The 25,811-nt window shown below is 56.4% G+C and carries 25 protein-coding genes; 16 read left to right on the top strand and 9 right to left on the bottom strand.

Going from position 1 to position 25,811, the window contains the following annotated elements; genetic code table 11:
- Positions 1-27 precede the first annotated feature (27 nt).
- The 12 genes from bamA (at position 28) to tilS (ending at position 15,735) form a co-directional block, all read left to right on the top strand.
- Entirely contained in the window at positions 28-2,457 is a 2,430-nt protein-coding gene (gene bamA / locus CWM58_RS19570; RefSeq protein ID WP_061155700.1) for an outer membrane protein assembly factor BamA, read from the top strand.
- Between the two features lie 121 nt (positions 2,458-2,578).
- A complete protein-coding gene (gene skp / locus CWM58_RS19565; RefSeq protein ID WP_100681580.1) occupies positions 2,579-3,064 on the top strand; it encodes a molecular chaperone Skp in 486 nt (161 codons plus the stop codon).
- A gap of 3 nt (positions 3,065-3,067) precedes the next feature.
- Positions 3,068-4,093 carry a UDP-3-O-(3-hydroxymyristoyl)glucosamine N-acyltransferase gene (lpxD, locus tag CWM58_RS19560; RefSeq protein WP_008807350.1) on the top strand — a complete coding sequence of 342 codons (1,026 nt, stop codon included), beginning with the start codon at positions 3,068-3,070 and terminating at the stop codon, positions 4,091-4,093.
- A gap of 105 nt (positions 4,094-4,198) precedes the next feature.
- Positions 4,199-4,654, top strand: coding sequence for a 3-hydroxyacyl-ACP dehydratase FabZ (gene fabZ / locus CWM58_RS19555; RefSeq protein ID WP_061155698.1), 456 nt, complete (start codon positions 4,199-4,201; stop codon positions 4,652-4,654).
- A 3-nt stretch (positions 4,655-4,657) separates the two neighbouring features.
- Positions 4,658-5,446, top strand: a complete 789-nt coding sequence (gene lpxA / locus CWM58_RS19550) for an acyl-ACP--UDP-N-acetylglucosamine O-acyltransferase (RefSeq protein WP_061155697.1) — start codon at positions 4,658-4,660, stop codon at positions 5,444-5,446.
- Positions 5,446-6,597, top strand: a complete 1,152-nt coding sequence (gene lpxB / locus CWM58_RS19545) for a lipid-A-disaccharide synthase (RefSeq protein ID WP_074386828.1) — start codon at positions 5,446-5,448, stop codon at positions 6,595-6,597. Before lpxA ends, lpxB begins: the two co-directional genes overlap by 1 nt.
- Positions 6,594-7,193, top strand: coding sequence for a ribonuclease HII (gene rnhB, locus CWM58_RS19540; RefSeq protein WP_012542806.1), 600 nt, complete (start codon positions 6,594-6,596; stop codon positions 7,191-7,193). Before lpxB ends, rnhB begins: the two co-directional genes overlap by 4 nt.
- Before the next feature lie 17 nt (positions 7,194-7,210).
- A complete protein-coding gene (dnaE, locus tag CWM58_RS19535; protein ID WP_061155695.1) occupies positions 7,211-10,693 on the top strand; it encodes a DNA polymerase III subunit alpha in 3,483 nt (1,160 codons plus the stop codon).
- Positions 10,694-10,705: 12 nt separating this feature from the next.
- Positions 10,706-11,665, top strand: coding sequence for an acetyl-CoA carboxylase carboxyl transferase subunit alpha (gene accA / locus CWM58_RS19530; protein ID WP_061155694.1), 960 nt, complete (start codon positions 10,706-10,708; stop codon positions 11,663-11,665).
- A 113-nt stretch (positions 11,666-11,778) separates the two neighbouring features.
- Positions 11,779-13,932 carry a lysine decarboxylase LdcC gene (locus CWM58_RS19525; RefSeq protein WP_061156413.1) on the top strand — a complete coding sequence of 718 codons (2,154 nt, stop codon included), beginning with the start codon at positions 11,779-11,781 and terminating at the stop codon, positions 13,930-13,932.
- A 46-nt stretch (positions 13,933-13,978) separates the two neighbouring features.
- On the top strand, positions 13,979-14,368 hold the full coding sequence (locus CWM58_RS19520; protein ID WP_002889387.1) for a VOC family protein: 390 nt from the start codon (positions 13,979-13,981) through the stop codon (positions 14,366-14,368).
- Between the two features lie 53 nt (positions 14,369-14,421).
- Positions 14,422-15,735 carry a tRNA lysidine(34) synthetase TilS gene (gene tilS, locus CWM58_RS19515; RefSeq protein ID WP_165785827.1) on the top strand — a complete coding sequence of 438 codons (1,314 nt, stop codon included), beginning with the start codon at positions 14,422-14,424 and terminating at the stop codon, positions 15,733-15,735.
- A gap of 12 nt (positions 15,736-15,747) precedes the next feature.
- On the opposite strand, the gene rof is transcribed toward tilS, so the two are convergent.
- A complete protein-coding gene (rof, locus tag CWM58_RS19510; protein WP_002889424.1) occupies positions 15,748-16,008 on the bottom strand; it encodes a Rho-binding antiterminator in 261 nt (86 codons plus the stop codon).
- Positions 15,995-16,195, bottom strand: a complete 201-nt coding sequence (locus CWM58_RS19505; RefSeq protein ID WP_002889429.1) for a YaeP family protein — start codon at positions 16,193-16,195, stop codon at positions 15,995-15,997. Before CWM58_RS19505 ends, rof begins: the two co-directional genes overlap by 14 nt.
- A gap of 196 nt (positions 16,196-16,391) precedes the next feature.
- Here CWM58_RS19505 and CWM58_RS19500 point away from each other — a divergent pair, with 196 nt between their 5' ends.
- The 3 genes from CWM58_RS19500 to nlpE are packed head-to-tail and all read left to right on the top strand — an operon-like array spanning position 16,392 to position 18,088.
- Entirely contained in the window at positions 16,392-16,937 is a 546-nt protein-coding gene (locus CWM58_RS19500) for a YaeQ family protein (protein ID WP_100681579.1), read from the top strand.
- Positions 16,934-17,347, top strand: coding sequence for an alternative ribosome rescue aminoacyl-tRNA hydrolase ArfB (arfB, locus tag CWM58_RS19495; protein WP_061155691.1), 414 nt, complete (start codon positions 16,934-16,936; stop codon positions 17,345-17,347). The genes CWM58_RS19500 and arfB overlap by 4 nt, the downstream gene beginning before the upstream one ends.
- A gap of 42 nt (positions 17,348-17,389) precedes the next feature.
- Positions 17,390-18,088, top strand: coding sequence for an envelope stress response activation lipoprotein NlpE (gene nlpE, locus CWM58_RS19490; RefSeq protein WP_012542804.1), 699 nt, complete (start codon positions 17,390-17,392; stop codon positions 18,086-18,088).
- Positions 18,089-18,218: 130 nt separating this feature from the next.
- Here the strand turns inward: nlpE and CWM58_RS19485 are convergent, their stop codons facing one another.
- From CWM58_RS19485 to metN, 7 genes are all read right to left on the bottom strand, one after another.
- Positions 18,219-19,061 carry a YaeF family permuted papain-like enzyme gene (locus CWM58_RS19485; protein ID WP_100681578.1) on the bottom strand — a complete coding sequence of 281 codons (843 nt, stop codon included), beginning with the start codon at positions 19,059-19,061 and terminating at the stop codon, positions 18,219-18,221.
- A gap of 58 nt (positions 19,062-19,119) precedes the next feature.
- Complete coding sequence (gene proS / locus CWM58_RS19480; RefSeq protein ID WP_061155688.1) at positions 19,120-20,838, bottom strand: proline--tRNA ligase; 1,719 nt, start codon at positions 20,836-20,838, stop codon at positions 19,120-19,122.
- A gap of 112 nt (positions 20,839-20,950) precedes the next feature.
- Positions 20,951-21,658, bottom strand: coding sequence for a tRNA (N6-threonylcarbamoyladenosine(37)-N6)-methyltransferase TrmO (gene tsaA, locus CWM58_RS19475; RefSeq protein ID WP_100631599.1), 708 nt, complete (start codon positions 21,656-21,658; stop codon positions 20,951-20,953).
- Positions 21,655-22,062 carry an Rcs stress response system protein RcsF gene (gene rcsF / locus CWM58_RS19470; RefSeq protein ID WP_061155686.1) on the bottom strand — a complete coding sequence of 136 codons (408 nt, stop codon included), beginning with the start codon at positions 22,060-22,062 and terminating at the stop codon, positions 21,655-21,657. The genes tsaA and rcsF overlap by 4 nt, the downstream gene beginning before the upstream one ends.
- 107 nt (positions 22,063-22,169) lie before the next feature.
- On the bottom strand, positions 22,170-22,985 hold the full coding sequence (metQ, locus tag CWM58_RS19465) for a methionine ABC transporter substrate-binding lipoprotein MetQ (RefSeq protein ID WP_074386822.1): 816 nt from the start codon (positions 22,983-22,985) through the stop codon (positions 22,170-22,172).
- Positions 22,986-23,028: 43 nt separating this feature from the next.
- Positions 23,029-23,682 (bottom strand): methionine ABC transporter permease MetI, encoded by a 654-nt coding sequence (locus tag CWM58_RS19460; RefSeq protein WP_100681577.1) that lies wholly within the window; start codon positions 23,680-23,682, stop codon positions 23,029-23,031.
- Positions 23,675-24,706, bottom strand: coding sequence for a methionine ABC transporter ATP-binding protein MetN (metN, locus tag CWM58_RS19455; RefSeq protein ID WP_061155683.1), 1,032 nt, complete (start codon positions 24,704-24,706; stop codon positions 23,675-23,677). Before metN ends, CWM58_RS19460 begins: the two co-directional genes overlap by 8 nt.
- A 188-nt stretch (positions 24,707-24,894) precedes the next feature.
- Here metN and gmhB point away from each other — a divergent pair, with 188 nt between their 5' ends.
- Positions 24,895-25,461 (top strand): D-glycero-beta-D-manno-heptose 1,7-bisphosphate 7-phosphatase, encoded by a 567-nt coding sequence (gene gmhB, locus CWM58_RS19450; protein ID WP_061155682.1) that lies wholly within the window; start codon positions 24,895-24,897, stop codon positions 25,459-25,461.
- The last annotated feature ends 350 nt before the right edge of the window (positions 25,462-25,811 follow it).

Raw genomic sequence — 25,811 nt, 5'->3', positions numbered from 1 at the left:
GTTTGTTAGGAAGAACGCATAATAACGATGGCGATGAAAAAGTTGCTCATAGCGTCGCTGCTGTTTAGCAGCGCGACTGTATACGGTGCTGAAGGGTTCGTGGTGAAGGACATTCATTTCGAAGGCTTGCAGCGTGTCGCTGTTGGTGCGGCCCTCCTCAGTATGCCAGTGCGTCCTGGCGATACGGTGACCGACGATGATATCAGTAACACTATTCGCGCGCTGTTTGCCACTGGCAACTTCGAGGACGTTCGCGTCCTGCGCGACGGTGATACCCTGCTGGTGCAGGTGAAAGAGCGTCCGACGATCGCCAGCATCACCTTCTCCGGCAACAAGTCGGTGAAAGATGACATGCTCAAGCAGAACCTTGAGGCTTCTGGTGTTCGGGTGGGCGAGTCGCTTGACCGCACGACCATCGCGGATATCGAGAAGGGTCTTGAGGATTTCTACTACAGCGTCGGTAAATACAGCGCCAGCGTCAAAGCGGTCGTTACGCCGCTGCCGCGTAACCGTGTCGATCTGAAGCTGGTCTTCCAGGAAGGCGTCTCCGCAAAAATTCAGCAGATCAATATCGTCGGCAACCATGCGTTTTCGACCGATGAACTGATCTCCCACTTCCAGCTGCGCGATGAGGTACCGTGGTGGAACGTGGTCGGCGACCGTAAATACCAGAAGCAGAAGCTTGCGGGCGACCTTGAAACCCTGCGCAGCTACTATCTGGATCGCGGCTATGCCCGTTTCAACATCGATTCTACTCAGGTTAGCCTGACGCCGGACAAGAAAGGGATCTACATTACCGTCAACATCACCGAAGGCGATCAGTACAAGCTTTCCGGGGTGCAGGTAACGGGCGATCTCGCGGGCCATTCGGCCGAAATCGAAGCGCTGACCAAAGTCGAGCCGGGCGAACTGTACAACGGCGCGAAAGTAACCAAGATGGAAAACGACATCAAGAAACTGTTGGGTCGTTATGGTTACGCCTACCCGCGCGTTCAGTCGCAGCCGGAAATCAACGACAGCGATAAGACCGTCAAACTGCACGTCAACGTCGATGCGGGTAACCGCTATTACGTGCGTAAAATTCGCTTCGAAGGCAACGACACCTCCAAAGATGCCGTACTGCGCCGCGAAATGCGCCAGATGGAAGGCGCATGGCTGGGGAGCGATCTCGTCGATCAGGGTAAAGACCGTCTCAACCGTTTAGGCTTCTTCGAAACGGTGGATACCGATACCCAACGCGTGCCGGGCAGCCCGGACCAGGTCGACGTTGTCTACAAGGTGAAAGAGCGTAATACCGGTAGCTTCAACTTCGGTATCGGCTACGGTACCGAAAGCGGCGTCAGCTTCCAGGCGGGCGTCCAGCAGGATAACTGGTTAGGTACGGGTTATGCTGTCGGGATCAACGGCACCAAAAACGACTACCAGACCTATACCGAACTGTCGGTGACCAACCCGTACTTCACCGTAGACGGTGTGAGCCTCGGCGGTCGTATCTTCTATAATGACTTTGATGCGAACGATGCGGATCTGTCTGACTATACCAACAAAAGCTATGGTACAGACGTCACGCTGGGCTTCCCGGTCAACGAATACAATACGCTGCGCGCCGGTGTCGGTTATGTCCATAACTCCCTGTCCAATATGCAGCCGCAGGTGGCGATGTGGCGTTACCTGAACTCGATGGGCCAGTATCCGGACAACACCAACGACCGGAACTCGTTCAGTGCGAATGACTTCACCTTCAACTACGGTTGGACCTATAACAAGCTTGACCGCGGCTTCTTCCCAACGGAAGGTTCGCGCGTCAACCTGAACGGTAAGGTGACCATTCCGGGCTCAGACAACGAATACTACAAAGCGACGCTGGATACGGCGACCTACGTGCCGATCGACAACGATCACCAGTGGGTAGTGCTGGGGCGTACCCGCTTTGGCTATGGCGATGGTATCGGCGGCAAAGAGATGCCGTTCTATGAGAACTTCTATGCCGGTGGTTCCAGCACCGTGCGTGGTTTCCAGTCGAACACCATTGGTCCGAAGGCGGTATACTTCCCGTCGAGCAGCCGTCATGATGGCGATAGCGGTTATACCAATGACTGTAAGAGCACCGAATCCGCACCGTGTAAATCTGATGATGCGGTGGGCGGTAACGCGATGGCGGTGGCCAGCCTGGAGCTGATTACCCCGACACCGTTTATTAGTGACAAATATGCGAACTCGGTCCGTACTTCCTTCTTCTGGGATATGGGTACCGTATGGGATACTCACTGGGATTCGAACGCCTATGGCGGCTATCCGGATTACAGTGATCCGAGCAACATCCGTATGTCTGCGGGTATTGCCGTGCAGTGGATGTCGCCGTTGGGGCCGTTGGTCTTCTCCTACGCCCAACCGTTCAAAAAGTACGATGGAGACAAAGCCGAACAGTTCCAGTTTAACATTGGTAAAACCTGGTAATTGTAGGTGGCAACGGAATGCAAGTGCAGTATAGCGCTGACTGTAGGCGATAACGCGTTTATCGCCTCGCCACGCAAATAACGGTACCCCTGGGTACTCATGGGATGGTAAGGAGTTTATTGTGAAAAAGTGGTTATTAGCTGCAGGTCTGGGTTTGGCAATGGTTACTTCCGCTCAGGCGGCAGATAAAATTGCCCTGGTGAACATGAACAGCCTGTTCCAACAGGTTGCCCAGAAAACTGGCGTTTCCAACACGCTGGAAAACGAGTTCAAAGGCCGCGCTAGCGAACTGCAGCGTATGGAAGGCGACCTGCAGTCTAAAATGCAGCGTCTGCAGTCCATGAAGCCGGGCGCCGATCGTACCAAACTGGAAAAAGACGTGATGGCTCAGCGCCAGAGCTTCTCCCAGAAAGCGCAGGCATTTGAGCAAGATCGCGCACGTCGTTCTAACGAAGAGCGTGGCAAACTGGTTACCCGCATCCAGACTGCTGTACAGAGCGTAGCGAAAGATCAGAGCATCGATCTGGTGGTTGACGCAAATGCCGTTGCATACAACAGCAGCGATGTAAAAGACATCACCGCTGATGTGCTGAAACAGGTTAAATAAGTAATGCCTTCAATTCGACTGGCTGATCTCGCGCAGCAGTTGGATGCAGAATTACACGGTGATGGCGATATCGTCATCACCGGCGTTGCGTCCATGCAGAGCGCGAAAACGGGCCAAATCACTTTCATGGTCAACCCTAAGTACCGTGAACACCTGGCCGCTTGTCAGGCTTCTGCCGTTGTCATGACGCAGGATGATTTGCCTTTTGCCCATAGCGCCGCGCTGGTTGTGCGTAATCCCTACCTGACCTACGCGCGCATGGCTCAAATTCTTGATACCACGCCGCAGCCGGCACAGGATATCGCGCCGAGCGCGGTTATCGATCCGTCGGCGAAGCTGGGTAACAACGTGGCGATCGGTGCTAACGCCGTTATCGAATCCGGTGTTGTGCTGGGCGATAACGTGGTGATCGGCGCAGGCTGCTTCGTTGGGAAAAATACGAAAATTGGTGCCGGCTCGCGTTTGTGGGCCAATGTGACCATTTACCATGAGATTGAGATCGGCGAGAATTGCCTGATCCAGTCCAGCACGGTGATCGGCGCTGATGGCTTCGGCTACGCTAACGATCGTGGCAACTGGGTAAAGATCCCGCAGCTTGGTCGCGTTATTATTGGCGATCGCGTGGAGATCGGCGCCTGTACCACTATCGATCGCGGCGCGCTGGATGACACCCTTATCGGTAATGGCGTCATTATCGATAATCAGTGTCAGATTGCGCATAACGTGGTGATTGGCGACAATACCGCGGTTGCCGGCGGTGTGATCATGGCCGGAAGCCTGAAAATTGGCCGCTACTGCATGATTGGCGGCGCCAGCGTGATTAATGGCCATATGGAAATCTGCGATAAAGTCACCGTCACGGGGATGGGGATGGTTATGCGTCCTATTTCTGAACCTGGCGTATACTCCTCCGGTATTCCGCTGCAGCCGAACAAGGCGTGGCGTAAAACTGCGGCGCTGGTGATGAATATTGACGAGATGAGCAAGCGCCTGAAAGCGATTGAGCGCAAGGTTAATCAACAAGACTAATTCATCATTTGGTCACATGACATTTCCGGCCTGTTGCATTCGCTAAAAGATTGCCGCAGGCCGTGTTATTATTGCCTTTTAGTACATTTAGACAGGAAGAGTATTTTGACTACTGACACTCATACTCTGCACATTGAAGAGATTCTGGAACTTCTGCCTCACCGTTACCCGTTCCTGCTGGTAGACCGCGTGCTGGATTTTGAAGAAGGTCGTTTTCTGCGCGCAGTAAAAAATGTTTCTGTAAACGAGCCTTTTTTCCAGGGGCACTTCCCTGGTAAGCCGATTTTGCCGGGCGTGCTGATTCTGGAAGCGATGGCGCAGGCCACCGGGATTCTGGCATTTAAAAGCGTCGGGAAACTGGAGCCAGGCGAGCTGTACTATTTCGCGGGCATCGACGAAGCGCGCTTCAAACGTCCGGTAGTACCAGGCGATCAGATGATTATGGAAGTCACTTTCGAGAAAACCCGTCGTGGCCTGACCCGCTTTAAGGGCGTCGCGATGGTTGACGGTAAAGTGGTTTGCGAAGCGACGATGATGTGTGCGCGTAGCCGGGAGGCCTGATACGTGATTGATAAAACCGCTTTTGTTCATCCTACCGCCATTGTAGAAGAAGGCGCCGTCATTGGTGCTAACGTTCACATTGGTCCGTTTTGTATTGTTGGCGCTAACGTCGAAATTGGCGAAGGCACCGTACTGAAGTCTCATGTCGTCGTTAACGGCCATACCAAAATCGGCCGTGACAATGAGATCTATCAGTTCGCTTCCATCGGCGAAGTTAACCAGGATCTGAAATATGCTGGCGAACCGACCCGAGTGGAAATTGGCGATCGCAACCGCATCCGCGAAAGCGTCACCATTCATCGCGGTACAGTACAGGGCGGTGGATTAACAAAGGTGGGCAACGATAACCTGCTGATGATCAACGCCCACGTGGCGCACGATTGTACGCTTGGCGATCGCTGCATTCTGGCCAATAACGCAACCTTGGCTGGTCACGTATCTCTGGATGATTTCGTCATCATCGGCGGCATGACTGCAGTACACCAGTTCTGCATCATCGGCGCACACGTCATGGTTGGCGGTTGCTCCGGCGTGGCGCAGGACGTTCCGCCGTTCGTGATTGCCCAGGGTAACCACGCCACCCCGTTTGGCGTGAACATCGAAGGGCTGAAACGCCGCGGCTTTAGCCGTGAGGCGATTACCGCGATTCGTAACGCGTATAAACTGCTGTACCGCAGCGGCAAAACGCTGGACGAAGCCAAACCGGAAATCGCCGAACTGGCGACTCAGTATCCTGAAGTTCAGCCGTTTGTCGATTTCTTTGCCCGTTCCACTCGCGGCTTGATTCGTTAATGGCTGAACCGCGTCCCCTGACGATTGCCCTGGTCGCCGGAGAAACCTCCGGCGATATTCTTGGTGCAGGCCTCATCCGGGCTCTCAAAGCGCGCATCCCTGATGCACGCTTTGTCGGCGTGGCGGGGCCGCTGATGCAGGCGGAAGGGTGCGAAGCCTGGTACGAAATGGAAGAGCTGGCGGTGATGGGCATTGTTGAAGTGCTAGGTCGCTTACGCCGCTTACTGCATATTCGCGCCGATTTAACCCGCCGTTTTGGCGAGCTGCGCCCCGATGTCTTCGTCGGCATCGACGCCCCTGACTTCAATATTACCCTTGAAGGGAATCTGAAAAAGCAGGGCATCAAAACGATTCACTACGTCAGCCCGTCGGTCTGGGCCTGGCGACAAAAACGCGTTTTCAAAATCGGCAGATCGACCGATCTGGTGCTGGCATTTCTGCCTTTCGAAAAAGCGTTTTATGACAAATTTAACGTCCCTTGCCGCTTTATCGGCCATACCATGGCGGATGCGATGCCGCTGGATCCCGACAAGAACGCTGCGCGTGACCGGTTAGGGATCCCGCACAATGTGCGCTGTCTGGCGCTGCTGCCCGGCAGCCGCGGCGCGGAAGTCGAAATGCTCAGCGCGGACTTTCTGAAAACCGCACAGTTGTTACGCGTCACCTATCCCGATCTGCAGGTGGTGGTGCCGCTGGTCAATGCCAAACGGCGGGAGCAGTTTGAGCGAATCAAAGCGGAGACGGCGCCGGATATGATCGTGCATATGCTGGATGGTCAGGCGCGCGATGCGATGATCGCCAGCGACGCCGCGCTGCTGGCTTCCGGGACGGCGGCGCTGGAGTGCATGCTGGCGAAGTGCCCGATGGTGGTTGGCTACCGCATGAAGCCGTTCACCTTCTGGCTGGCAAAGCGTCTGGTGAAAACCGACTACGTCTCCTTGCCGAATCTGCTGGCCGGGCGCGAGCTGGTCAAAGAGCTGCTGCAGGATGAGTGCGAGCCGCAGGCGCTGGCCGCCGCCCTGAAGCCGCTGCTGGCCGATGGCAAAACCAGCCACGAGATGCATGAGACGTTCCGCGCGCTGCATCAGCAGATCCGCTGCAACGCCGATGAGCAGGCCGCGGACGCCGTACTGGAGTTAGCAAAACAATGATGGAGTTCGTCTATCCGCATACCCATCTGGTTGCCGGCGTTGATGAAGTTGGCCGCGGGCCACTGGTTGGCGCGGTAGTGACCGCGGCGGTGATCCTCGATCCGGCGAAGCCGATTGTGGGTCTGAATGATTCCAAAAAACTCAGCGAGAAGCGTCGTCTGGCGCTGTGCGATGAGATTAAAGAGAAAGCGCTGTGCTGGAGCCTGGGGCGCGCCGAGCCGCACGAAATCGACGAGCTGAATATTCTGCATGCCACTATGCTGGCGATGCAGCGCGCCGTCGCCGGCCTGAGCATTGTTCCTGAGTTTGTCCTGATCGATGGCAACCGCTGTCCGTCGCTGCCGATGCCCTCCCTGGCGGTGGTGAAAGGCGACAGCCGGGTGGCAGAAATCAGCGCAGCGTCTATTCTGGCAAAAGTCACTCGTGACGCCGAAATGGCCACGCTGGATCTCGCATTTCCCCACTACGGTTTTGCCCAGCACAAAGGCTATCCCACCGCTGTTCACCTGCAGAAGCTGCAGGAACACGGCGCAACAGAGCATCACCGGCGCAGTTTTGGCCCGGTGAAGCGTGCCCTGGGCCTGGCGTCCAACTAAGTCACCGGGATCTAAAGATGGCTGAACCACGTTTCGTACACCTGCGGGTGCACAGCGACTATTCCATGATCGATGGGCTGGCAAAGACCGGGCCGCTGGTGAAAAAGGCGGCCTCGCTTGGCATGCCTGCGCTGGCGATCACCGATTTCACCAACCTGTGTGGGCTGGTGAAGTTCTACGGGACGGGACACGGCGCGGGCATTAAGCCGATTGTCGGCGCCGACTTTCACGTGCAGTGCGACCTGCTCGGCGACGAGTTTACCGAGCTGACTGTACTGGCGGCGAATAATGCGGGTTATCAGAATCTGACGCTGCTCATTTCCCGTGCCTACCAGCGCGGCTACGGCGCGCTGGGGCCGTGGATTGACCGCGACTGGCTGGTAGAACATCAGGAAGGGTTGATTCTGCTCTCCGGCGGCCGTAAAGGCGACGTTGGTGTTAGCCTGATCCGCGGCAATATGCCGTTAGTGGAACAGTGCGTCGCGTTCTATGAAGAGCATTTCCCGGACCGTTATTTTCTTGAGCTGATCCGCACCGGTCGTCAGGATGAAGAGTCCTATCTCCACGCCGCGGTGGCGCTGGCGGAAGCGCGTGGCCTGCCGGTGGTGGCGACCAACGATGTCCGCTTCCTCGACACCAGCGATTTCGACGCCCATGAAATCCGCGTCGCGATCCACGACGGCTTCACGCTCGACGACCCGAAACGGCCGCGCAACTACTCGCCGCAGCAATATATGCGCAGTGAGGAGGAGATGTGCGAGCTGTTCGCCGATATCCCGGAAGCGCTGGAAAACAGCGTTGAGATCGCCAAACGCTGCAATGTCACCGTGCGGCTTGGTGAATATTTCCTGCCGCAGTTCCCGACGGGCGATATGACCACCGAAGATTTCCTGGTCATGAAATCGAAAGAGGGTCTGGAGGAGCGTCTGGAATTCCTCTTCCCGGATCCTGCCGTACGTGCTGAAAAGCGCCCGGCGTATGACGAGCGTCTGGATATTGAACTCCAGGTCATCAACCAGATGGGGTTCCCGGGCTACTTCCTGATCGTCATGGAGTTTATCCAGTGGTCGAAGGATAACGGCGTACCGGTTGGCCCGGGCCGTGGTTCCGGCGCCGGTTCACTGGTGGCCTACGCGCTGAAAATCACCGATCTTGATCCGCTGGAATTTGATCTGCTGTTCGAACGTTTCCTTAACCCGGAGCGTGTCTCGATGCCCGACTTCGACGTCGATTTCTGCATGGAGAAACGCGACCAGGTTATTGAGCACGTGGCGGACATGTATGGCCGCGATGCGGTATCGCAGATCATCACCTTCGGTACCATGGCGGCGAAAGCGGTTATCCGCGACGTGGGCCGTGTGCTGGGTCACCCGTACGGCTTTGTCGACCGTATCTCCAAGCTGGTGCCGCCCGATCCGGGCATGACGCTGGCGAAAGCGTTTGAAGCCGAACCGCAGCTGCCGGAAATCTACGAGGCGGACGAAGAAGTTAAAGCGCTGATCGACATGGCGCGTAAGCTGGAAGGGGTGACGCGAAACGCCGGTAAACACGCCGGTGGGGTGGTTATCGCTCCCACTAAAATCACCGACTTTGCGCCGCTGTATTGCGATGAGCAGGGGCTGCATCCGGTTACCCAGTTTGACAAGAACGACGTCGAATACGCCGGGCTGGTAAAATTCGACTTCCTCGGTCTGCGTACGCTCACTATCATTAACTGGGCGCTGGAGATGATCAACAAGCGGCGGGCGAAGAACGGCGAAGGGCCGTTGGATATTGCCGCTATCCCGCTGGATGACAAGAAAAGCTTCGACATGCTGCAGCGCTCGGAAACCACCGCGGTCTTCCAGCTTGAATCACGCGGCATGAAAGATCTGATTAAGCGTCTGCAGCCTGACTGCTTCGAAGATATGATCGCGCTGGTGGCTCTGTTCCGTCCGGGCCCGCTGCAGTCGGGGATGGTAGATAACTTTATCGACCGTAAGCACGGCCGCGAAGAGATTTCCTACCCGGACGTACAGTGGCAGCATGAGAGCCTGAAACCGGTGCTGGAGCCGACCTACGGCATTATCCTGTATCAGGAACAGGTCATGCAGATTGCCCAGGTGCTTTCCGGTTATACCCTCGGCGGCGCGGATATGCTGCGCCGTGCGATGGGTAAGAAAAAACCGGAGGAGATGGCCAAGCAGCGTGGCACTTTCGAAGAAGGGGCGAGGAAAAACGGTGTTGATGGTGAACTGGCGATAAAAATCTTCGACCTGGTGGAGAAATTCGCCGGTTACGGGTTTAACAAATCGCACTCCGCTGCCTACGCGCTGGTCTCTTACCAGACGCTATGGCTTAAGGCGCACTATCCGGCTGAGTTTATGGCGGCGGTAATGACCGCCGATATGGACAACACTGAGAAGGTGGTTGGCCTGGTGGATGAGTGCTGGCGCATGGGGCTGAAAATTTTGCCCCCGGATATTAACTCCGGCCTGTACCATTTCCACGTCAATGATGACGGTGAGATCGTCTACGGCATCGGCGCCATCAAAGGCGTTGGCGAAGGGCCGATCGAAGCGATCATTGAGGCGCGCAACAATGGCGGTTATTTCCGCGAGCTGTTTGACCTCTGCGCGCGGACCGATATTAAAAAGCTCAACCGCCGGGTGCTGGAAAAACTGATTATGTCCGGGGCGTTCGATCGTCTCGGTCCGCATCGCGCGGCGCTGATGAACTCGCTGGGCGATGCGTTGAAAGCCGCCGACCAGCACGCGAAAGCGGAGGCCATTGGCCAGGCCGATATGTTCGGCGTGCTGGCGGAAGAGCCTGAGCAAATTGAACAGTCCTACGCCAGCTGCCAGCCGTGGCCTGAGCAGGTGGTGCTGGATGGTGAAAGGGAAACCCTGGGGCTGTATCTGACCGGGCACCCGATTAACCAGTACCTGAAAGAGATCGAGCGCTACGTCGGTGGCGTGCGGCTCAAAGACATGCATCCGACCGATCGTGGTAAAGTGACTACGGCGGCGGGGCTGGTGATTGCGGCGCGGGTAATGGTCACCAAGCGCGGCAATCGTATCGGCATCTGTACGCTGGATGACCGTTCCGGGCGTCTGGAGGTGATGTTGTTCACCGACGCGCTGGATAAATATCAGCAGTTGCTGGAAAAAGACCGCATACTTATCGTCAGCGGACAGGTCAGCTTTGATGACTTTAGCGGGGGGCTTAAAATGACCGCCCGCGAAGTCATGGACATTGACGAAGCCCGGGAAAAATATGCTCGCGGGCTTGCTATCTCGCTGACGGACAGGCAAATTGATGACCAGCTTTTAAACCGACTCCGTCAGTCTCTGGAACCCCACCGTTCGGGAACCATTCCAGTGCACCTCTACTATCAGAGGGCGGATGCACGCGCGCGGTTGCGTTTCGGCGCAACATGGCGCGTCTCTCCGAGCGATCGTTTGCTTAACGATCTGCGTGGCCTTATCGGCTCGGAGCAGGTGGAACTGGAGTTTGACTAATACAGGAATACTATGAGTCTGAATTTCCTAGATTTTGAACAGCCGATTGCAGAGCTGGAAGCGAAAATCGATTCCCTGACTGCGGTAAGCCGTCAGGATGAGAAACTGGATATTAACATCGACGAAGAAGTGCATCGTCTGCGCGAGAAAAGCGTAGAGCTGACGCGCAAAATCTTCGCCGATCTTGGTGCATGGCAGGTAGCCCAGCTGGCGCGCCATCCACGTCGTCCCTATACCCTGGATTATGTCCGCCTGGCGTTCGACGAGTTTGACGAACTGGCCGGTGACCGCGCCTACGCTGACGATAAAGCGATTGTCGGCGGTATTGCGCGTCTTGATGGTCGTCCGGTGATGATCATCGGCCACCAGAAAGGTCGCGAAACCAAAGAGAAGATCCGTCGCAACTTTGGTATGCCGGCCCCGGAAGGCTACCGCAAAGCGCTGCGCCTGATGGAGATGGCTGAGCGGTTTAAAATGCCGATCATCACCTTCATCGACACCCCTGGCGCCTACCCGGGTGTTGGTGCGGAAGAGCGTGGCCAGTCTGAAGCGATTGCTCGCAACCTGCGTGAAATGTCGCGTCTGAGCGTGCCGGTTATCTGCACCGTGATCGGTGAAGGCGGCTCCGGCGGCGCGCTGGCGATTGGCGTGGGCGACAAGGTTAACATGCTGCAGTACAGCACCTATTCGGTCATTTCGCCGGAAGGCTGCGCGTCCATTCTGTGGAAAAGCGCGGATAAAGCACCGCTGGCCGCGGAAGCGATGGGTATTGTCGCGCCGCGTCTGAAAGAGCTGAAGCTGATTGACTCTATCGTTCCGGAACCGCTGGGTGGCGCGCACCGCAATCCGGAAGTGATGGCAGCGAGCCTGAAAGCGCAGCTGCTGGCAGACCTGGCCGATCTCGATCTGCTCAGCGAAGAAGAGCTGCTGAACCGCCGCTATCAGCGCCTGATGAGCTACGGTTACGCCTAAGTTTTTCGCGAGCGCAAAACACTAAGGGCCGGATTTTCCGGCCCTTTTTTTATGTGCGATGCGCCGAGGGGATTGCTATGATGCTTGACTTAGGTGAATACCAGGAGGAAAGCGTGAATATCATCGCCATCATGGGGCCTCACGGCGTCTATCACAAAGACGAACCGATCAAAGAACTGGAAGCGGCGCTGCAACGCCAGGGCTTTCAGACCATCTGGCCGCAAAACAGCGCCGACCTGCTGCAGTTTATTGAGCACAACCCGCGCATCTGTGGGGTGATTTTCGACTGGGATGAATACAGTGTCGATCTGTGCAGCGACATTAATCAGCTCAATGAATATCTGCCCCTGTACGCCTTTATTAACGCCCACTCGACGATGGACGTCAGCAGTCAGGATCTGCGCATGACGCTGTGGTTCTTCGAATATGCGCTGGGACTCTCCGAAGAGATCGCCACCCGCATCGGGCAGTACACGCGCGAGTACCTGGACAATATCACCCCGCCGTTTACCCGCGCCCTGTTCAACTATGTGCAGGAGGGGAAGTATACCTTTTGTACACCGGGCCATATGGGCGGTAGCGCCTATCAGAAAAGCCCGGTGGGCTGCCTGTTCTATGATTTCTTTGGCGGGAATACGTTAAAGGCGGATGTTTCGATTTCGGTAACCGAGCTGGGGTCGCTGCTGGATCATACCGGCCCGCATCTGGAGGCGGAGGAGTATATTGCCCGCGCCTTTGGCGCTGAACAGAGCTACATGGTGACCAACGGCACCTCGACATCCAATAAAATTGTCGGTATGTACTCGGCGCCCGCCGGCAGCACGCTGCTGATTGACCGTAACTGTCACAAATCACTGGCCCATCTGCTGATGATGAGCGATGTGGTTCCCCTGTGGCTGAAGCCGACCCGCAACGCGCTGGGGATCCTCGGCGGTATCCCCCGGCGCGAATTTACCCGCGACAGCATTCACCAGAAAGTGCGCGACACGGGCGGGGCGCAGTGGCCCGTGCATGCGGTGATCACTAACTCCACCTACGATGGCCTGCTCTATAACACCACCTGGCTTAAGGAGACGCTCGACGTCCCGTCGATCCATTTCGATTCCGCCTGGGTGCCGTATACCCATTTCCATCCGATATATCAGGGGAAAAGCGGCATGAGCGGTGAGCGGATCCCCGGGAAAGTCATCTTCGAGACGCAGTCCACGCATAAGATGCTGGCCGCGCTGTCGCAGGCCTCGCTGATCCACATTAAGGGCAACTATGATGAAGAGACCTTTAATGAAGCCTTTATGATGCATACCTCTACGTCGCCGAGCTATCCCATCGTCGCGTCAATTGAGACCGCAGCGGCGATGCTGCGAGGTAACTCCGGTAAGCGTCTGATCCAGCGCTCCATTGAGCGAGCGCTGGACTTCCGCAAAGAGGTGCAGCGACTGCGCGAGGAGTCGGACGGCTGGTTCTTTGATATCTGGCAGCCGGAAGCCGTGGATAAAGCCGAGTGCTGGCCGGTGGCGCCTGGCGAAGACTGGCACGGTTTCAAAGATGCCGATGCGGATCATATGTATCTCGATCCGGTGAAGGTCACCATTCTGACGCCGGGCATGGACGAGCAGGGGAATATGGATGAAGAGGGGATCCCGGCGGCGCTGGTGGCGAAGTTCCTCGACGAGCGGGGCGTGGTGGTGGAAAAAACGGGCCCCTATAACCTGCTGTTTCTGTTCAGCATCGGTATTGATAAAACCCGGGCGATGGGGCTGCTGCGCGGTCTGACAGAGTTCAAACGCGCCTACGATCTCAATCTGCGGGTGAAAAATATGTTGCCGGATCTGTACGCGGAAGATCCCGACTTCTACCGCAACATGCGGATCCAGGACCTGGCGCAGGGGATCCACCGCTTGATCCGTCAGCACCAGTTGCCGCAGCTGATGCTCAGCGCCTTTGACGTCCTGCCGGAAATGAAAATGACGCCGCATCACGCCTGGCAGCGCCAGATCAAGGGTGAGGTGGAAACCATTGAACTGGAGAACCTGGTGGGCCGGATTTCGGCCAACATGATCCTCCCTTATCCACCCGGCGTACCGCTGCTGATGCCGGGAGAGATGATCACGGAGGAAAGCCGGGCAGTGCTCGATTTCCTGCTGATGCTCTGCTCCATCGGCCGTCATTACCCGGGCTTTGAGACTGATATTCACGGTGCGAAGCGCGATGAGGACGGCGTGTATCGGGTACGAGTCTTAAAAAATGACGAAAGGCTTGCGCGTTAACGGCGCGCACGAGTAACGTGGCTGGCTTAACAGAAGGAGTTTGACCATGCTGGGTTTGAAACGGGTTCACCATATTGCCATCATCGCGACGGACTACGCCCGCAGTAAAGCGTTCTATTGCGATATTCTGGGGTTTACGCTGCAAAGTGAGTTTTATCGCGCCGAGCGCGACTCCTGGAAGGGCGATCTGGCGCTCAATGGCGAGTACGTGATTGAGCTGTTCTCGTTCCCGTTTCCGCCGGCCCGACCCAGTCGCCCCGAAGCCTGTGGGTTGCGTCATCTGGCCTTTAGCGTGGATGATATCGACGCTGCGGTGGCGCATCTGACAGCCCATGGCGTCGAGTGTGAAGCGATTCGCGTCGATCCCTTTACCGGCAAACGCTTTACCTTCTTTAGCGATCCGGACGACCTGCCGCTGGAAATATATCAGCAGTAAACCTTGCCAGCGCGACCCTGGCCCGGTAACGTGCCGGGCCATCACTTCTCGGTATGTTCGTGGATATGACGGCTGATATTGCGCATACGCTTCATCCCCATAGCCAGCTGCTGGTGGCCTTCAGCGGCGGTCTGGATTCGACGGTTCTCCTGCACCAGCTGGTGCTGCTGCGGGAACAGGATCCCTCGCTGACGCTGCGGGCAGTGCATGTTCACCACGGCCTGAGCGCCCACGCAGACGACTGGGTGGCGCATTGTCGGCAGATTTGCCAGCAGTGGCAGGTACCGCTGGTGGTGCATCACGTGACGTTAGCCCGGGGCGGTCTGGGCGTGGAGGCTCATGCCCGTGCGGCGCGCTATCAGGCCTTTCAGGATACGCTCAACGCCGGCGAGGTGTTAGTGACCGCCCAGCACCAGGATGACCAGTGCGAAACGCTGCTGCTGGCGTTAAAACGCGGCAGCGGTCCTACCGGTCTGTCGGCGATGGCGGCATCCTCTGCCTTTGCCGGCAGCCGACTACTGCGTCCTCTCCTCAATGAAACCCGCGAATCGCTACGCCAGTGGGCGCTCGCCCATCAGCTCTCGTGGATTGAAGATGAGAGTAATCAGGACGATACCTATGACCGCAACTTTCTGCGCCTGCGGGTGATCCCGGTCCTGCGCGAGCGCTGGCCGCACTTTAGCGAGGCCGTCGCCCGCAGCGCCAGCCTGTGCGCCGAGCAGGAACAACTGCTGGACGAGATGCTGGCGGCGGAGCTGGCGTCGCTGGTGGCTGAAGATGGCTCGCTGGCTATCACGCCGCTGACGTCGATGAGCCCACCCCGTCGCGCGGCGTTGTTACGTCGCTGGCTCGCCGGGCATCAGGCGCCGATGCCGGCCCGCGAGGTGCCAGAGCGCCTCTGGCATGAGGTGGCGCTGGCGCGGGAAGATGCCAGCCCTTGTCTGCGGCTGGGGGAATTTACCGTCCGTCGTTTTCAACAGCGTTTGTACTGGGTGAAGTATCTTCCCGGCCAGACGGAAAGTGTCCAGCACTGGCCCAACTGGCGCCAGCCGCTGCGGCTGGCTGACGGTCTCGGCGAGCTGATGCTACAGCCCGGCGGGACGTTGCGCCCGCCGTCTGCGGATGAGCCGGTCACTATCCGCTTTCGCGCCAGCGGCCACCTGCATATCGTCGGGCGCCACGGCGGACGTAAGCTGAAGAAGATCTGGCAGGAGCTGGGCGTTGCTCCGTGGCGACGAGACACCACGCCGCTGCTGTTTTACGGCGAAATGCTGATTGCCGCAGCGGACGATCTGTTTGTGGCCAAAGAAGGTACCGTCATGGAAGGGGAAGGGGTCAGGCTGGCATGGAGGAAAACGGGCGGTTAAGCCCGTTTTGATTCAGGATTCGCTCACCACCACGGTGCCGATTTCCGGGTGACTGAAGCTGGCGATTTTATCCAGGCGTAGCTCGCGGACGTTGCCGGCGAGTTCGACCACCAGATACTCGATATTTTTACGCGAGATTAGATCGCTGGCCTTCGCCTGCAGCTGTTCACCATCCTTCAGCGCCAGCGTCAGCACCAGGTGATGCTGGCAAGCCAGTTCCAGGTTGTCGTAATCGTCGCAGTTAATGGGTTGATAAGTATCATTCATTGACATAATCGCTCACCAGTAAGTTTGCTGCCGCATAAGCGGCCTTTTCCCTGACTGACTCCGAAAGGGCCTCATCCGCCGCAATCTCATTCAATACTTTCAACACGCAACCCAGCGCATCCGGGATATACCCTAAGTCTCCGCTGGCTATTTCCGCATACCGCTTGCGTATTAACTCACAATAGTGGTCCACATGCCCTCCTGTCAGCGTTCTGACTCAACCGTGGGATGCAAGTTTAAGCCTACGAAGATAAACTCTGTTTAGCAAGGGAACTATATCATAGTCATTTAAGCAATTTCAGCAGGATGAAACAGGTTGCTGCGATTGACGACAGCCTTTTGCTGCCAGTTTCGCTACAATGTCCGCCATTCTTTTCAGGAGTTTATTCATGGCGCTGAAAGCGACGATATATAAAGCCGCGGTAAATGTAGCCGATCTGGATCGCAACCAGTTTCTGGATGCTAACCTGACGCTGGCGCAGCACCCCTCGGAAACCCAGGAGCGCATGATGTTGCGCCTGCTGGCGTGGATCAAATATGCCGATGAGCGGCTACAGTTTACCCGGGGGTTATCCTCGGATGATGAACCGGAACTGTGGCAGCTAAACGACCATTTGGGCATCGATCTGTGGATTGAACTGGGGCTGCCGGACGAGAAACGTCTCAAGAAAGCCTGCTCCCGGGCGCAGGCGGTGGCGCTGTTTGCCTATAATAGCCGGGCCGCTGAAATCTGGTGGCAGCAGAATCAGAACAAGCTTGCGGCGTACCCGAAGCTGACCATCTGGTATCTTGATGATGCGCAACTGACGCAGCTTAGCGCCTTTGCCGATCGCACCATGACGCTGCAGGCCACTCTGCAGGACGGCGGTATCTGGTTATCCGATGCTCGGAATAATCTGGAAATTCATTTAACGGCCTGGCAAGCATCAGCATGATTACCATTAGCCGCAGCGTGACCATTGCCGATGATGAAGTCACGCTGGAAGGTATTCGTGCCCAGGGGGCCGGGGGCCAGCATGTGAATAAAGCGTCGACGGCGATCCATCTGCGCTTCGATATCAAAGCCTCGAGCTTGCCAGAGCATGACAAGGAGCGCCTGCTCGCCGCCAGCCACCACTTAATTTCTGCTGACGGTGTGGTTATCATTAAGGCTCAGGAATATCGCAGCCAGGAGATGAACCGCGAAGCGGCGATTGCCCGGCTGGTGGCCCTCATAAAAGAATTAACCGCAGTGCAAAAAAGTCGCCGGGAGACGCGACCGACTCGGGCATCCAAAGAGCGACGCCTTGCTTCCAAGGCACAAAAGTCCTCAGTTAAAGCGCTGCGTGGGAAAGTTCGCCAGTGAAGGCGATGGTGAACGGGTGGAATGGATGATAAGGAAAGCAAAGTGAAAAAAATCGTATTCTCCGTGATAGCGGCCTGTTCGCTGTTCGCGCTGTTTGGTTGTAACCATCGCGCCGAGACTGACACCGTACAGCCAGCGGCGATGGAAGAGCTCAAGCCGATGCAGCAAAGCTGGCGTGGGGTGCTGCCTTGTGCGGATTGTGAAGGTATCGACACCTCGCTGTTCCTGGAAAAAGACGGTACCTGGGTGATGAACGAGCACTACCAGGGCGCTCGTCGTGAACCGTCATCTTTTGCCTCTTATGGCACCTGGGCTCGCACAGCGGATAAACTGGTGCTGACCGACAGCAAAGGCGAGAAATCATATTTTCGCGCGAAGGGCGACAAGCTGGAGATGCTTGACCGCAACGGGAGCCCCGTTCAGTCTCCTCTCAATTATACCCTGGAGCCGGTGAAGGCCAGCCTGCCGACCACCCCGATGGCGATGCGCGGCATGTATTTCTATATGGCCGATGCGGCAACCTTTACCGATTGCGCGACCGGTAAACGCGTCGCGGTGGCGAACAATGCCCAGCTTGAGCGGGATTATGCCGCTGCCCGCGGCAATGATTCACGACCGGTGCTGCTGGTGGTGGAGGGGCACTTTACCCTCGAGGCGAACCCGGACACCGGCGAAATGATGAAGACGCTGATGACGGACCAGGCCGGCAAATTTATTCCCGGTAAAGACTGTAGCCATTGATTGTCAGGCCCCTGCCCGGGAAACGGGCAGGGGATGATCCCACACAGTCCCCCTACTTGCTCCTGCTATTCGCCCTGTCATATACAGAGTGAGCGTGGGTCTGGCTGGCGGAAAAGCGCAAATCTTTTCTTTACTCCGCATCGTCCTTCGGTTTATTCAGCCCCACCAGCTTCCCGGCCTGAAGATAAACGCCCAGTTTCAGATGCCCGACATACTGTAGCTGCGTTTCGGGTTTAAACGTGGCGACGTCTCCTTCCCGCATGTGCAGCAGATCGGAAGGACTTATCCACGCCGCCTGCGCCAGGGTCAGCGGATGCCCGGCTCTGACGAAGGCCTCGCTGACAAACTCCGAGCAAAACCACGCTTTCTTGTCGGCGCTTGCCGCATCGCCCAGTTGCGCTTTGGCCAGGCCGCTCACGCACTGCTGACGAAAGTTACGCGAGAAAGGGTTGAGCGAGCAGAGCGGTTTGGTGACCATATAAGGGATAAACTGAATAATGCCGCGATAGTTATACCCGCTGTCTTTGACCTGCCAGGCAAAATTTTTCATCGCCGTTGCCTGGTCCGGCGTCAGGTCGGGCACCCTGAGGGCAAAGAGTTTATCGCTGTGCGCCAGCGCCTGCTGAACAGAAATCACCTGTACGCCAGCGCCGGTGGCTTCCGCGATCTGACCCTCGCCAAGATACAGTGCGACGTGGCTAACGGAAGAGGCGCTGAAGGCGCGGATCCCAAGCGAAGTGATACCCAGGCTGGACGAGAAGAGCAGGTCGCCGGAACGGAGGTCGCTTTCGTCAATTTCGTGGAGCCCGCTGCCGGCAATCGAGCTTTGACGCTGGAGGGTGACAGCCCATGGCGGGGAGCGGCCCTCGGTAGCGGATGCGGAAGGGGCGCTGCGGCCGACGTCTACGGTGCAGGCGGTAAGCAGCAGCAGGGCGGAAGTAAGCAGTCCGCTGCTGAGGATAGGTGCAGTCATGGGTACTTTCCTTGTAAAAAAAAGGCCCTGACATCCGTTCAGGGCCCTGAGGTGGTGCTTAGCCTTTTATCGCTTTAACCAGATATTCCACGATATCACCGGTTTTAATCAGCTGCTTCTCACCGTTGCGACGATACTTGTATTCAATATCATCGTTATCGAGGTTCCGATCGCCCAGCACGATAGTGTGCGGGATACCGATCAGCTCCATATCAGCGAACATCACGCCAGGACGCTCTTTACGGTCGTCCATCAACACATCGATGCCATGCGCACGCAACTCGGCGTACAGCTTCTCGGCCAGCTCCTGCACGCGATAGGACTTGTGCATATTCATCGGCAGAATCGCCACCTGGAACGGCGCGATGGCGTCTGGCCAGATAATCCCGCGATCGTCGAAGTTCTGCTCGATAGCGGCGGCCACCACGCGGGTCACCCCAATACCGTAGCAGCCCATGGTCAGGATCTGGTTACGGCCATCTTCGCCCTGAACTGCGGCATTCATCGCCTGAGAGTACTTAGTACCCAGCTGGAAGATGTGACCCACTTCGATACCGCGCTTGATAAGCAGGGTACCTTTGCCGTCCGGGCTCGGATCGCCAGCGACGACGTTACGAATATCGGCGACTTCCGGAGTGGCAACGTCGCGATCCCAGTTGATGCCGAAGTAGTGTTTGCCATCGATGTTGGCGCCAGCGGCGAAATCGCTCATCACCGCAACAGTACGGTCGATAACCACCGGGATCGGCAGGTTCACCGGACCCAGGGAGCCCGGACCGGCTTTCACCAGAGCGCGGATCTCCTCTTCGGTGGCGAAGGTCAGCGGGCTGGCGACCTGCGGCAGTTTTTCTGCTTTCACTTCGTTCAGCTCGTGATCGCCGCGCACCAGCAGGGCAACCAGCGGGAAGGCGCTACCTTCAACCGCTTTCACCAGCAGGGTCTTCACGGTTTTTTCGATCGGCAGGTTGAACTGCTCAACGAGTTCGGCGATGGTTTTGGCGTTCGGCGTATCAACCAGGGTCATCTCCTGGGTGGCGGCTGCGCGCGGCTCTTTTGGCGCAACGGCTTCCGCAAACTCGATGTTTGCCGCGTAGTCGGAGCTGTCGGAGAAGATCACGTCGTCTTCGCCGCTCTGCGCCAGCACCTGGAATTCATGAGAGGCGCTGCCGCCGATAGAACCGGTGTCAGCCTGTACCGCACGGAAATCCAGCCCCATACGACTGAAGATTTTGCTGTAAGCGGTATACATCGCGTCGTAGGTTTCCTGCAGCGATTCCTGAGAGGTATGGAAAGAGTAAGCATCTTTCATCAGGAATTCACGGGAGCGCATCACGCCGAAACGCGGGCGCACTTCGTCGCGGAACTTGGTCTGAATCTGATAGAAGTTCAGTGGCAGCTGCTTATAAGAATTCAGCTCGTTGCGAATCAGATCGGTAATGACCTCTTCGTGGGTTGGCCCGAGGACGAACGGGCGATCGCCGCGATCGGCAATGCGCAGTAGTTCCGGGCCGTACTGCTCCCAGCGACCGCTCTCCTGCCACAGTTCAGAAGGCTGAACGACCGGCATTAACACCTCGATCGCACCGGCGTTGTTCATCTCTTCACGCACGATGTTTTCGACTTTTTTCAGGACGCGCACGCCGGTCGGCAGCCAGGTGTATAACCCGGAGGCCAGCTTGCGGATCATCCCGGCGCGCAGCATCAGCTGGTGGCTGATTACCTCGGCGTCGGCAGGTGTCTCCTTCAGAGTGGAGAGCAGATATTGGCTAGTACGCATGTTGTAACGGTTCCAGTTAAACGAGCGGAACAGGCTGGTTGCCCAGCCTGAAACAAAAAAGTGGTTTAGTTTACCAGTGTGGCAAAGATGCCAAAAGAGAGGAAAAATAAAATTAGCGCGCTTCGAGGGCAAAGACTTCAAAACCAGAGGCAATCACCCGCCAGCGGACGTTGAAATCCAGCAACCAGACGGCATAATTTTTTCCTGCTTCTTCCTCTTTACGGTAGGCCGGGCGCGGATCCTGCGCCAATACTTCGCGGATAAACGCTTTGATATGCGGGTAGCGTTTTTCCAGGGTCAGTAACTGTGCTTCTGTTTCCGGTGTAAAACTGACGTTCATACCCGCCAGCGGCGCCTGTTGCGCATAGCTGGCGCTGGCATCCGGCAGGGCTTCGGCGAAAGGAAGATACGGTTTGATATCAACCACCGGCGTCCCGTCAACGAGATCGAGGCTACCGAGTTCCAGGATCACCTGGTCCTTCTGACAACGAATGCCTTTCAGCTCAACCAGCGACATGCCGATGGGGTTAGGGCGAAACGTCGAACGGGTGGCAAAGACGCCCATCCGTGCATTGCCTCCCAGTCGGGGAGGGCGCACCGTCGGACGCCAGCCGCCTTCCATGGTCTGATGAAACACAAACAGGACCCACAGATGGCTGAAGTTTTCCAGGCCCCGCACGGCGTCGGCCTGGTTGTAGGGCGCGACCAGATGCAGTTCTCCGCCGCCGTGCTTAACCAGCCCAGGCTGGCGAGGAACGGCAAATTTCTCTTTATACGGCGAGCGGATAACGCCTATCTGCGCAAACTGGAATGCACTCATTGTGCCGAAACGTTAAGCGCCGAGCCCAGACAAACCGCCTGACGGTAGCAGCCTGGCGTGCCGCTGGTCACTTCGCAGCGGTGAAGCAGGACGGCATTGGCTTTCATGCGTGCCGCATTCACCTGCAGACGCTTGCGGGCGGTTGGGATGTTCGGTGGGGAATCCTGATTTGAGGCCTGGCATGACTCACCGGTCACTTCACCCAGATCACGGAACGGTTTTCCCACCAGCTCTGACGCATCGGTATAAATACGTACCGGCGCCGGACGGGTTACGCGTGGTTTGCTCGGCTCAGATTTAACCGGGGGGGTTGCAGTGCTTTGAACAGGTTCAACAGGGGATCTGCTTAGCATGGAACAACCGCTTAACATGAGTGCTAACAAACAGACCGGTAAAGCACGCATAGTATTTCCTCAATGAATAAAAAACAGGGCGTTATTGAATCAGGTGCTTGCATAAATGACAAGACGGGCGTGAAGCCCGTCCTGAATGATATTACGGTGAGAAAAGATTACCAGCCTTTCACTGCGCCACCGTTAAAGATCTTGTTCGCCGCTTCGTAAACTTCATCGCTCTGGTAAGCCTGAACGAATTTCTTCACATTCTCAGCATCTTTATTGTCTTCGCGCGCCACAATCAGGTTCACGTAAGGAGACTCTTTGCCTTCAACAAAGATACCGTCTTTCGCCGGGGTCAGGCCAATCTGGCTGGCGTAAGTGGTGTTGATGACGGCCAGCGCAATCTGTGCATCGTCCAGAGAACGCGGCAGCTGCGGCGCTTCCAGCTCAACAATCTTCAGGTTTTTCGGGTTCTCTACCACATCCAGAGAGGTTGGCAGCAGGCCTACACCTTCTTTCAGTTTAATCAGACCCACTTGCTGCAGCAGCAGCAGGGAACGGCCGAGGTTGGTCGGATCGTTAGGGACGGCGATCTGCGAGCCCGGCTGCAGTTCGTCCAGCGATTTGATTTTCTTCGAGTAACCCGCGATCGGATAGACGAAGGTGTTGCCAACGGAGACCAGCTTATAGCCACGGTCTTTAATCTGCTGGTCGAGATACGGTTTATGCTGGAAGGCGTTCACGTCGATATCGCCTTTGCTCAGCGCTTCGTTTGGCAGCACATAATCGTTAAAGGTGACCAGCTCAACGTCGAGGCCATACTTCTCTTTTGCCACTTTCTGCGCAACTTCAGCGACCTGCTGTTCCGCCCCGACGATAACGCCGACTTTAATATGATTCGGATCTTTTTCATCCTGACCACAACCCACCAGCGCCAGAGAACCGATTAACGCGCCAACTGCCGCAAAGGTTTTGAAATTAAAGGCCATGTTATTTCCTTCCTGTAAGAATGAGTGTTGTCTGCCAATAACGTTATTTATGAGTCACAGCCCGGACGATACGATCGCCAGAGAATTGAATTAGATAAACCAGAATAACCAGTAATACCAGTACGGTATTCATCACGGTGGCGTTGTAGCCGATATAACCGTACTGATAACCAATCTGCCCCAGACCACCGGCGCCCACCGCACCGCCCATGGCGGAATAGCCCACGAGAGTAATGAGGGTGATGGTGGCGGCGTTGACCAGACCCGGCAGCGCCTCAGGCAGCAGGACCTTGCGGACAATCTGCAGCGGTGTGGCGCCCATCGCGCGGGAAGCTTCGATAAGCCCGGTCGGGATCTCCAGTAGGGCGTTCTCCACCATGCGGGCGATAAACGGCGCGGCGCCGACTGTTAACGGCACGATCGCCGCTTGCAGGCCGATCGAGGTGCCGACGATTACGCGGGTAAACGGGATCATCCAGACCAGCAGGATAATGAACGGGATGGAACGGAAAATATTCACCACCGCCGACAAGGTACGATACAGTTTGGCATTAGCGGCAATTTGCCCAGGGCGCGTGACATACAGCAGCACGCCCACCGGCAGACCAAGGACAAAACCGAAGAAGCCGGAGACAAAGGTCATTGCCAGCGTTTCCCATACGCCGCGCAACAGCAGCCACATCATTGGCTCAGACATATCCCAATACCTCTACTTTTACATGGTGTTCCTGCAGCCAGGCGATGGCCGCCTGAGTGTCTTCCTGTGTACCGTGCATTTCGGTCAGCATGATGCCGAACTTCACGCCACCGGCGTAATCCATCTGCGCACTAATAATGTTGTTATTCACATTGAAGCGACGCGCGGTTTCAGAGAGCAGCGGCGCATCGACGGAGTGGCCGGTAAATTCCATGCGCAGCATCGGTACACTGTCCGCTGCGGCGGTAGGTTTCAGGCGTGCCTGGTAGTCATCCGGAATATCCAGGTGCAGAGTCGACTGAATGAACTGCTGGGCCAGCGGCGTCTTCGGATGGGAGAAGACTTCGCTCACCGTGTCCTGCTCAATAAGCTGGCCGTTGCTAATCACCGCCACGCAGTCGCAGATGCGCTTCACCACATCCATTTCATGGGTGATCAGCAGAATGGTCAGCCCCAGACGACGGTTAATATCTTTCAGCAGTTCGAGAATGGAACGGGTGGTGGCCGGGTCGAGGGCGCTGGTGGCTTCATCGCACAGCAATACCTTCGGGTTGCTGGCCAGTGCGCGGGCAATGGCGACGCGCTGTTTCTGGCCACCAGAGAGATTAGCCGGGTAGCTGTCGTGCTTATCACCCAGGCCGACGAGATCCAGCAGCTCGGTGACACGACGTTTGATTTCAGCCTGCGGGGTGTTATCCAGTTCCAGGGGCAACGCCACGTTGCCGAAAACGGTCCGGGAAGCCAGCAGGTTAAAATGCTGGAAAATCATGCCAATCTGACGGCGCGCGCGGGTTAGCTCTTTTTCCGACAGAGCAGTCAATTCCTGACCGTCAACTTGTACGCTGCCCTCGGTCGGGCGCTCCAGCAGGTTGACGCAGCGAATCAGCGTACTTTTACCGGCGCCGGAGGCACCGATAACGCCATAAATTTGTCCGGCAGGGACATGCAAGCTGACGTCATTCAGCGCCTGAATGCTGCGATTCCCTTGCTGGAACACTTTGGTGATATTGGAAAGTTTAATCATCAGTTATTTATTATCGTTTAGCCGTTTGCCGTGGCATTTTCTTCTGCCGTATCCAGGCGATGCCTGTCAATGAAATGGATGTTAAGGCATCCAGACGTCTAAATCAATCTGACTCTTTATAATGAGCACTTTCTTGCATGCCGAAACATGCGATACTAACGGCATTAGCCTTTTTCAGGAGCAAACCGGTGGCAAAGTCAGTACCCGCAATTTTTCTCGACCGTGACGGCACGATTAATATCGATCATGGTTACGTCCACGAAATCGACAATTTTGAATTTATCGATGGCGTCATTGACGCGATGCGCGAACTAAAAGAGATGGGCTACGCGCTGGTGCTGGTCACTAACCAGTCCGGTATTGCTCGCGGAAAATTTACCGAAGCTCAGTTTGAAACGCTGACCGAATGGATGGACTGGTCTCTGGCGGACCGTGGTGTCGACCTGGATGGTATCTACTATTGCCCGCATCATCCGCAGGGTACGGTGGAGGAGTACCGCCAGACCTGTGATTGCCGTAAACCACATCCGGGGATGCTGATCTCTGCACGTGATTTTCTGCATATCGATATGGCCGCTTCCTATATGGTAGGGGACAAACTGGAAGATATGCAGGCCGCTGCCGCCGCAGATATCGGTACTAAAGTGCTGGTGCGTACCGGTAAGCCCCTTACTGAAGAGGCGGAAAAAGCGGCTGACTGGGTGCTAAATAGCCTGGCAGAGCTGCCCGCGGCGATTAAAAAGCAGCAAAAATAAGCGTTGCGTTTAAAAGATGAGCGGTTGAAATAAAATTGTATTTTTCCGCTTGTCATTCACGGAGAGCTCCCTATAATGCGCCTCCATCGACACGGCAGATGTGAATCACTTCACGCAAACAGCCGGTTCGGTTGAAGAGAAAAATCCTGAAATTCAGGGTTGACTCTGAAAGAGGAAAGTGTAATATACGCCACCTCGCGACAGAGCGCTAAAGCGCGTCGCAACTGCTCTTTAACAATTTATCAGACAATCTGTGTGGGCACTCAAAGTGACATGGATTCTTAACGTCCTCGGACGAAAAATGAATACCAAGTCTCTGAGTGAACATGCGTAATTCATTACGAAGTTTA

Origin of the sequence: Klebsiella sp. H-Nf2, assembly GCF_002806645.1 — a bacterium.
GTDB lineage: Bacteria > Pseudomonadota > Gammaproteobacteria > Enterobacterales > Enterobacteriaceae > Klebsiella > Klebsiella variicola.
Note: the sequence above shows the minus strand (reverse complement) of the source record. Positions and strands in the feature narration are given on the sequence as shown.

Bases quoted from the DNA above. Each gene is read 5' to 3' on its own strand.
- bamA (WP_061155700.1), top strand. From the start codon at position 28: ATGGCGATGAAAAAGTTGCTCATAGCGTCGCTGCTGTTTAGCAGCGCG.
- lpxD (WP_008807350.1), top strand. From the start codon at position 3,068: ATGCCTTCAATTCGACTGGCTGATCTCGCGCAGCAGTTGGATGCAGAA.
- lpxB (WP_074386828.1), top strand. From the start codon at position 5,446: ATGGCTGAACCGCGTCCCCTGACGATTGCCCTGGTCGCCGGAGAAACC.
- rnhB (WP_012542806.1), top strand. From the start codon at position 6,594: ATGATGGAGTTCGTCTATCCGCATACCCATCTGGTTGCCGGCGTTGAT.
- dnaE (WP_061155695.1), top strand. From the start codon at position 7,211: ATGGCTGAACCACGTTTCGTACACCTGCGGGTGCACAGCGACTATTCC.
- accA (WP_061155694.1), top strand. From the start codon at position 10,706: ATGAGTCTGAATTTCCTAGATTTTGAACAGCCGATTGCAGAGCTGGAA.
- CWM58_RS19520 (WP_002889387.1), top strand. From the start codon at position 13,979: ATGCTGGGTTTGAAACGGGTTCACCATATTGCCATCATCGCGACGGAC.
- tilS (WP_165785827.1), top strand. From the start codon at position 14,422: ATGTTCGTGGATATGACGGCTGATATTGCGCATACGCTTCATCCCCAT.
- rof (WP_002889424.1), bottom strand. From the start codon at position 16,008: ATGTCAATGAATGATACTTATCAACCCATTAACTGCGACGATTACGAC.
- CWM58_RS19500 (WP_100681579.1), top strand. From the start codon at position 16,392: ATGGCGCTGAAAGCGACGATATATAAAGCCGCGGTAAATGTAGCCGAT.
- arfB (WP_061155691.1), top strand. From the start codon at position 16,934: ATGATTACCATTAGCCGCAGCGTGACCATTGCCGATGATGAAGTCACG.
- CWM58_RS19485 (WP_100681578.1), bottom strand. From the start codon at position 19,061: ATGACTGCACCTATCCTCAGCAGCGGACTGCTTACTTCCGCCCTGCTG.
- proS (WP_061155688.1), bottom strand. From the start codon at position 20,838: ATGCGTACTAGCCAATATCTGCTCTCCACTCTGAAGGAGACACCTGCC.
- tsaA (WP_100631599.1), bottom strand. From the start codon at position 21,658: ATGAGTGCATTCCAGTTTGCGCAGATAGGCGTTATCCGCTCGCCGTAT.
- rcsF (WP_061155686.1), bottom strand. From the start codon at position 22,062: ATGCGTGCTTTACCGGTCTGTTTGTTAGCACTCATGTTAAGCGGTTGT.
- metQ (WP_074386822.1), bottom strand. From the start codon at position 22,985: ATGGCCTTTAATTTCAAAACCTTTGCGGCAGTTGGCGCGTTAATCGGT.
- CWM58_RS19460 (WP_100681577.1), bottom strand. From the start codon at position 23,682: ATGTCTGAGCCAATGATGTGGCTGCTGTTGCGCGGCGTATGGGAAACG.
- metN (WP_061155683.1), bottom strand. From the start codon at position 24,706: ATGATTAAACTTTCCAATATCACCAAAGTGTTCCAGCAAGGGAATCGC.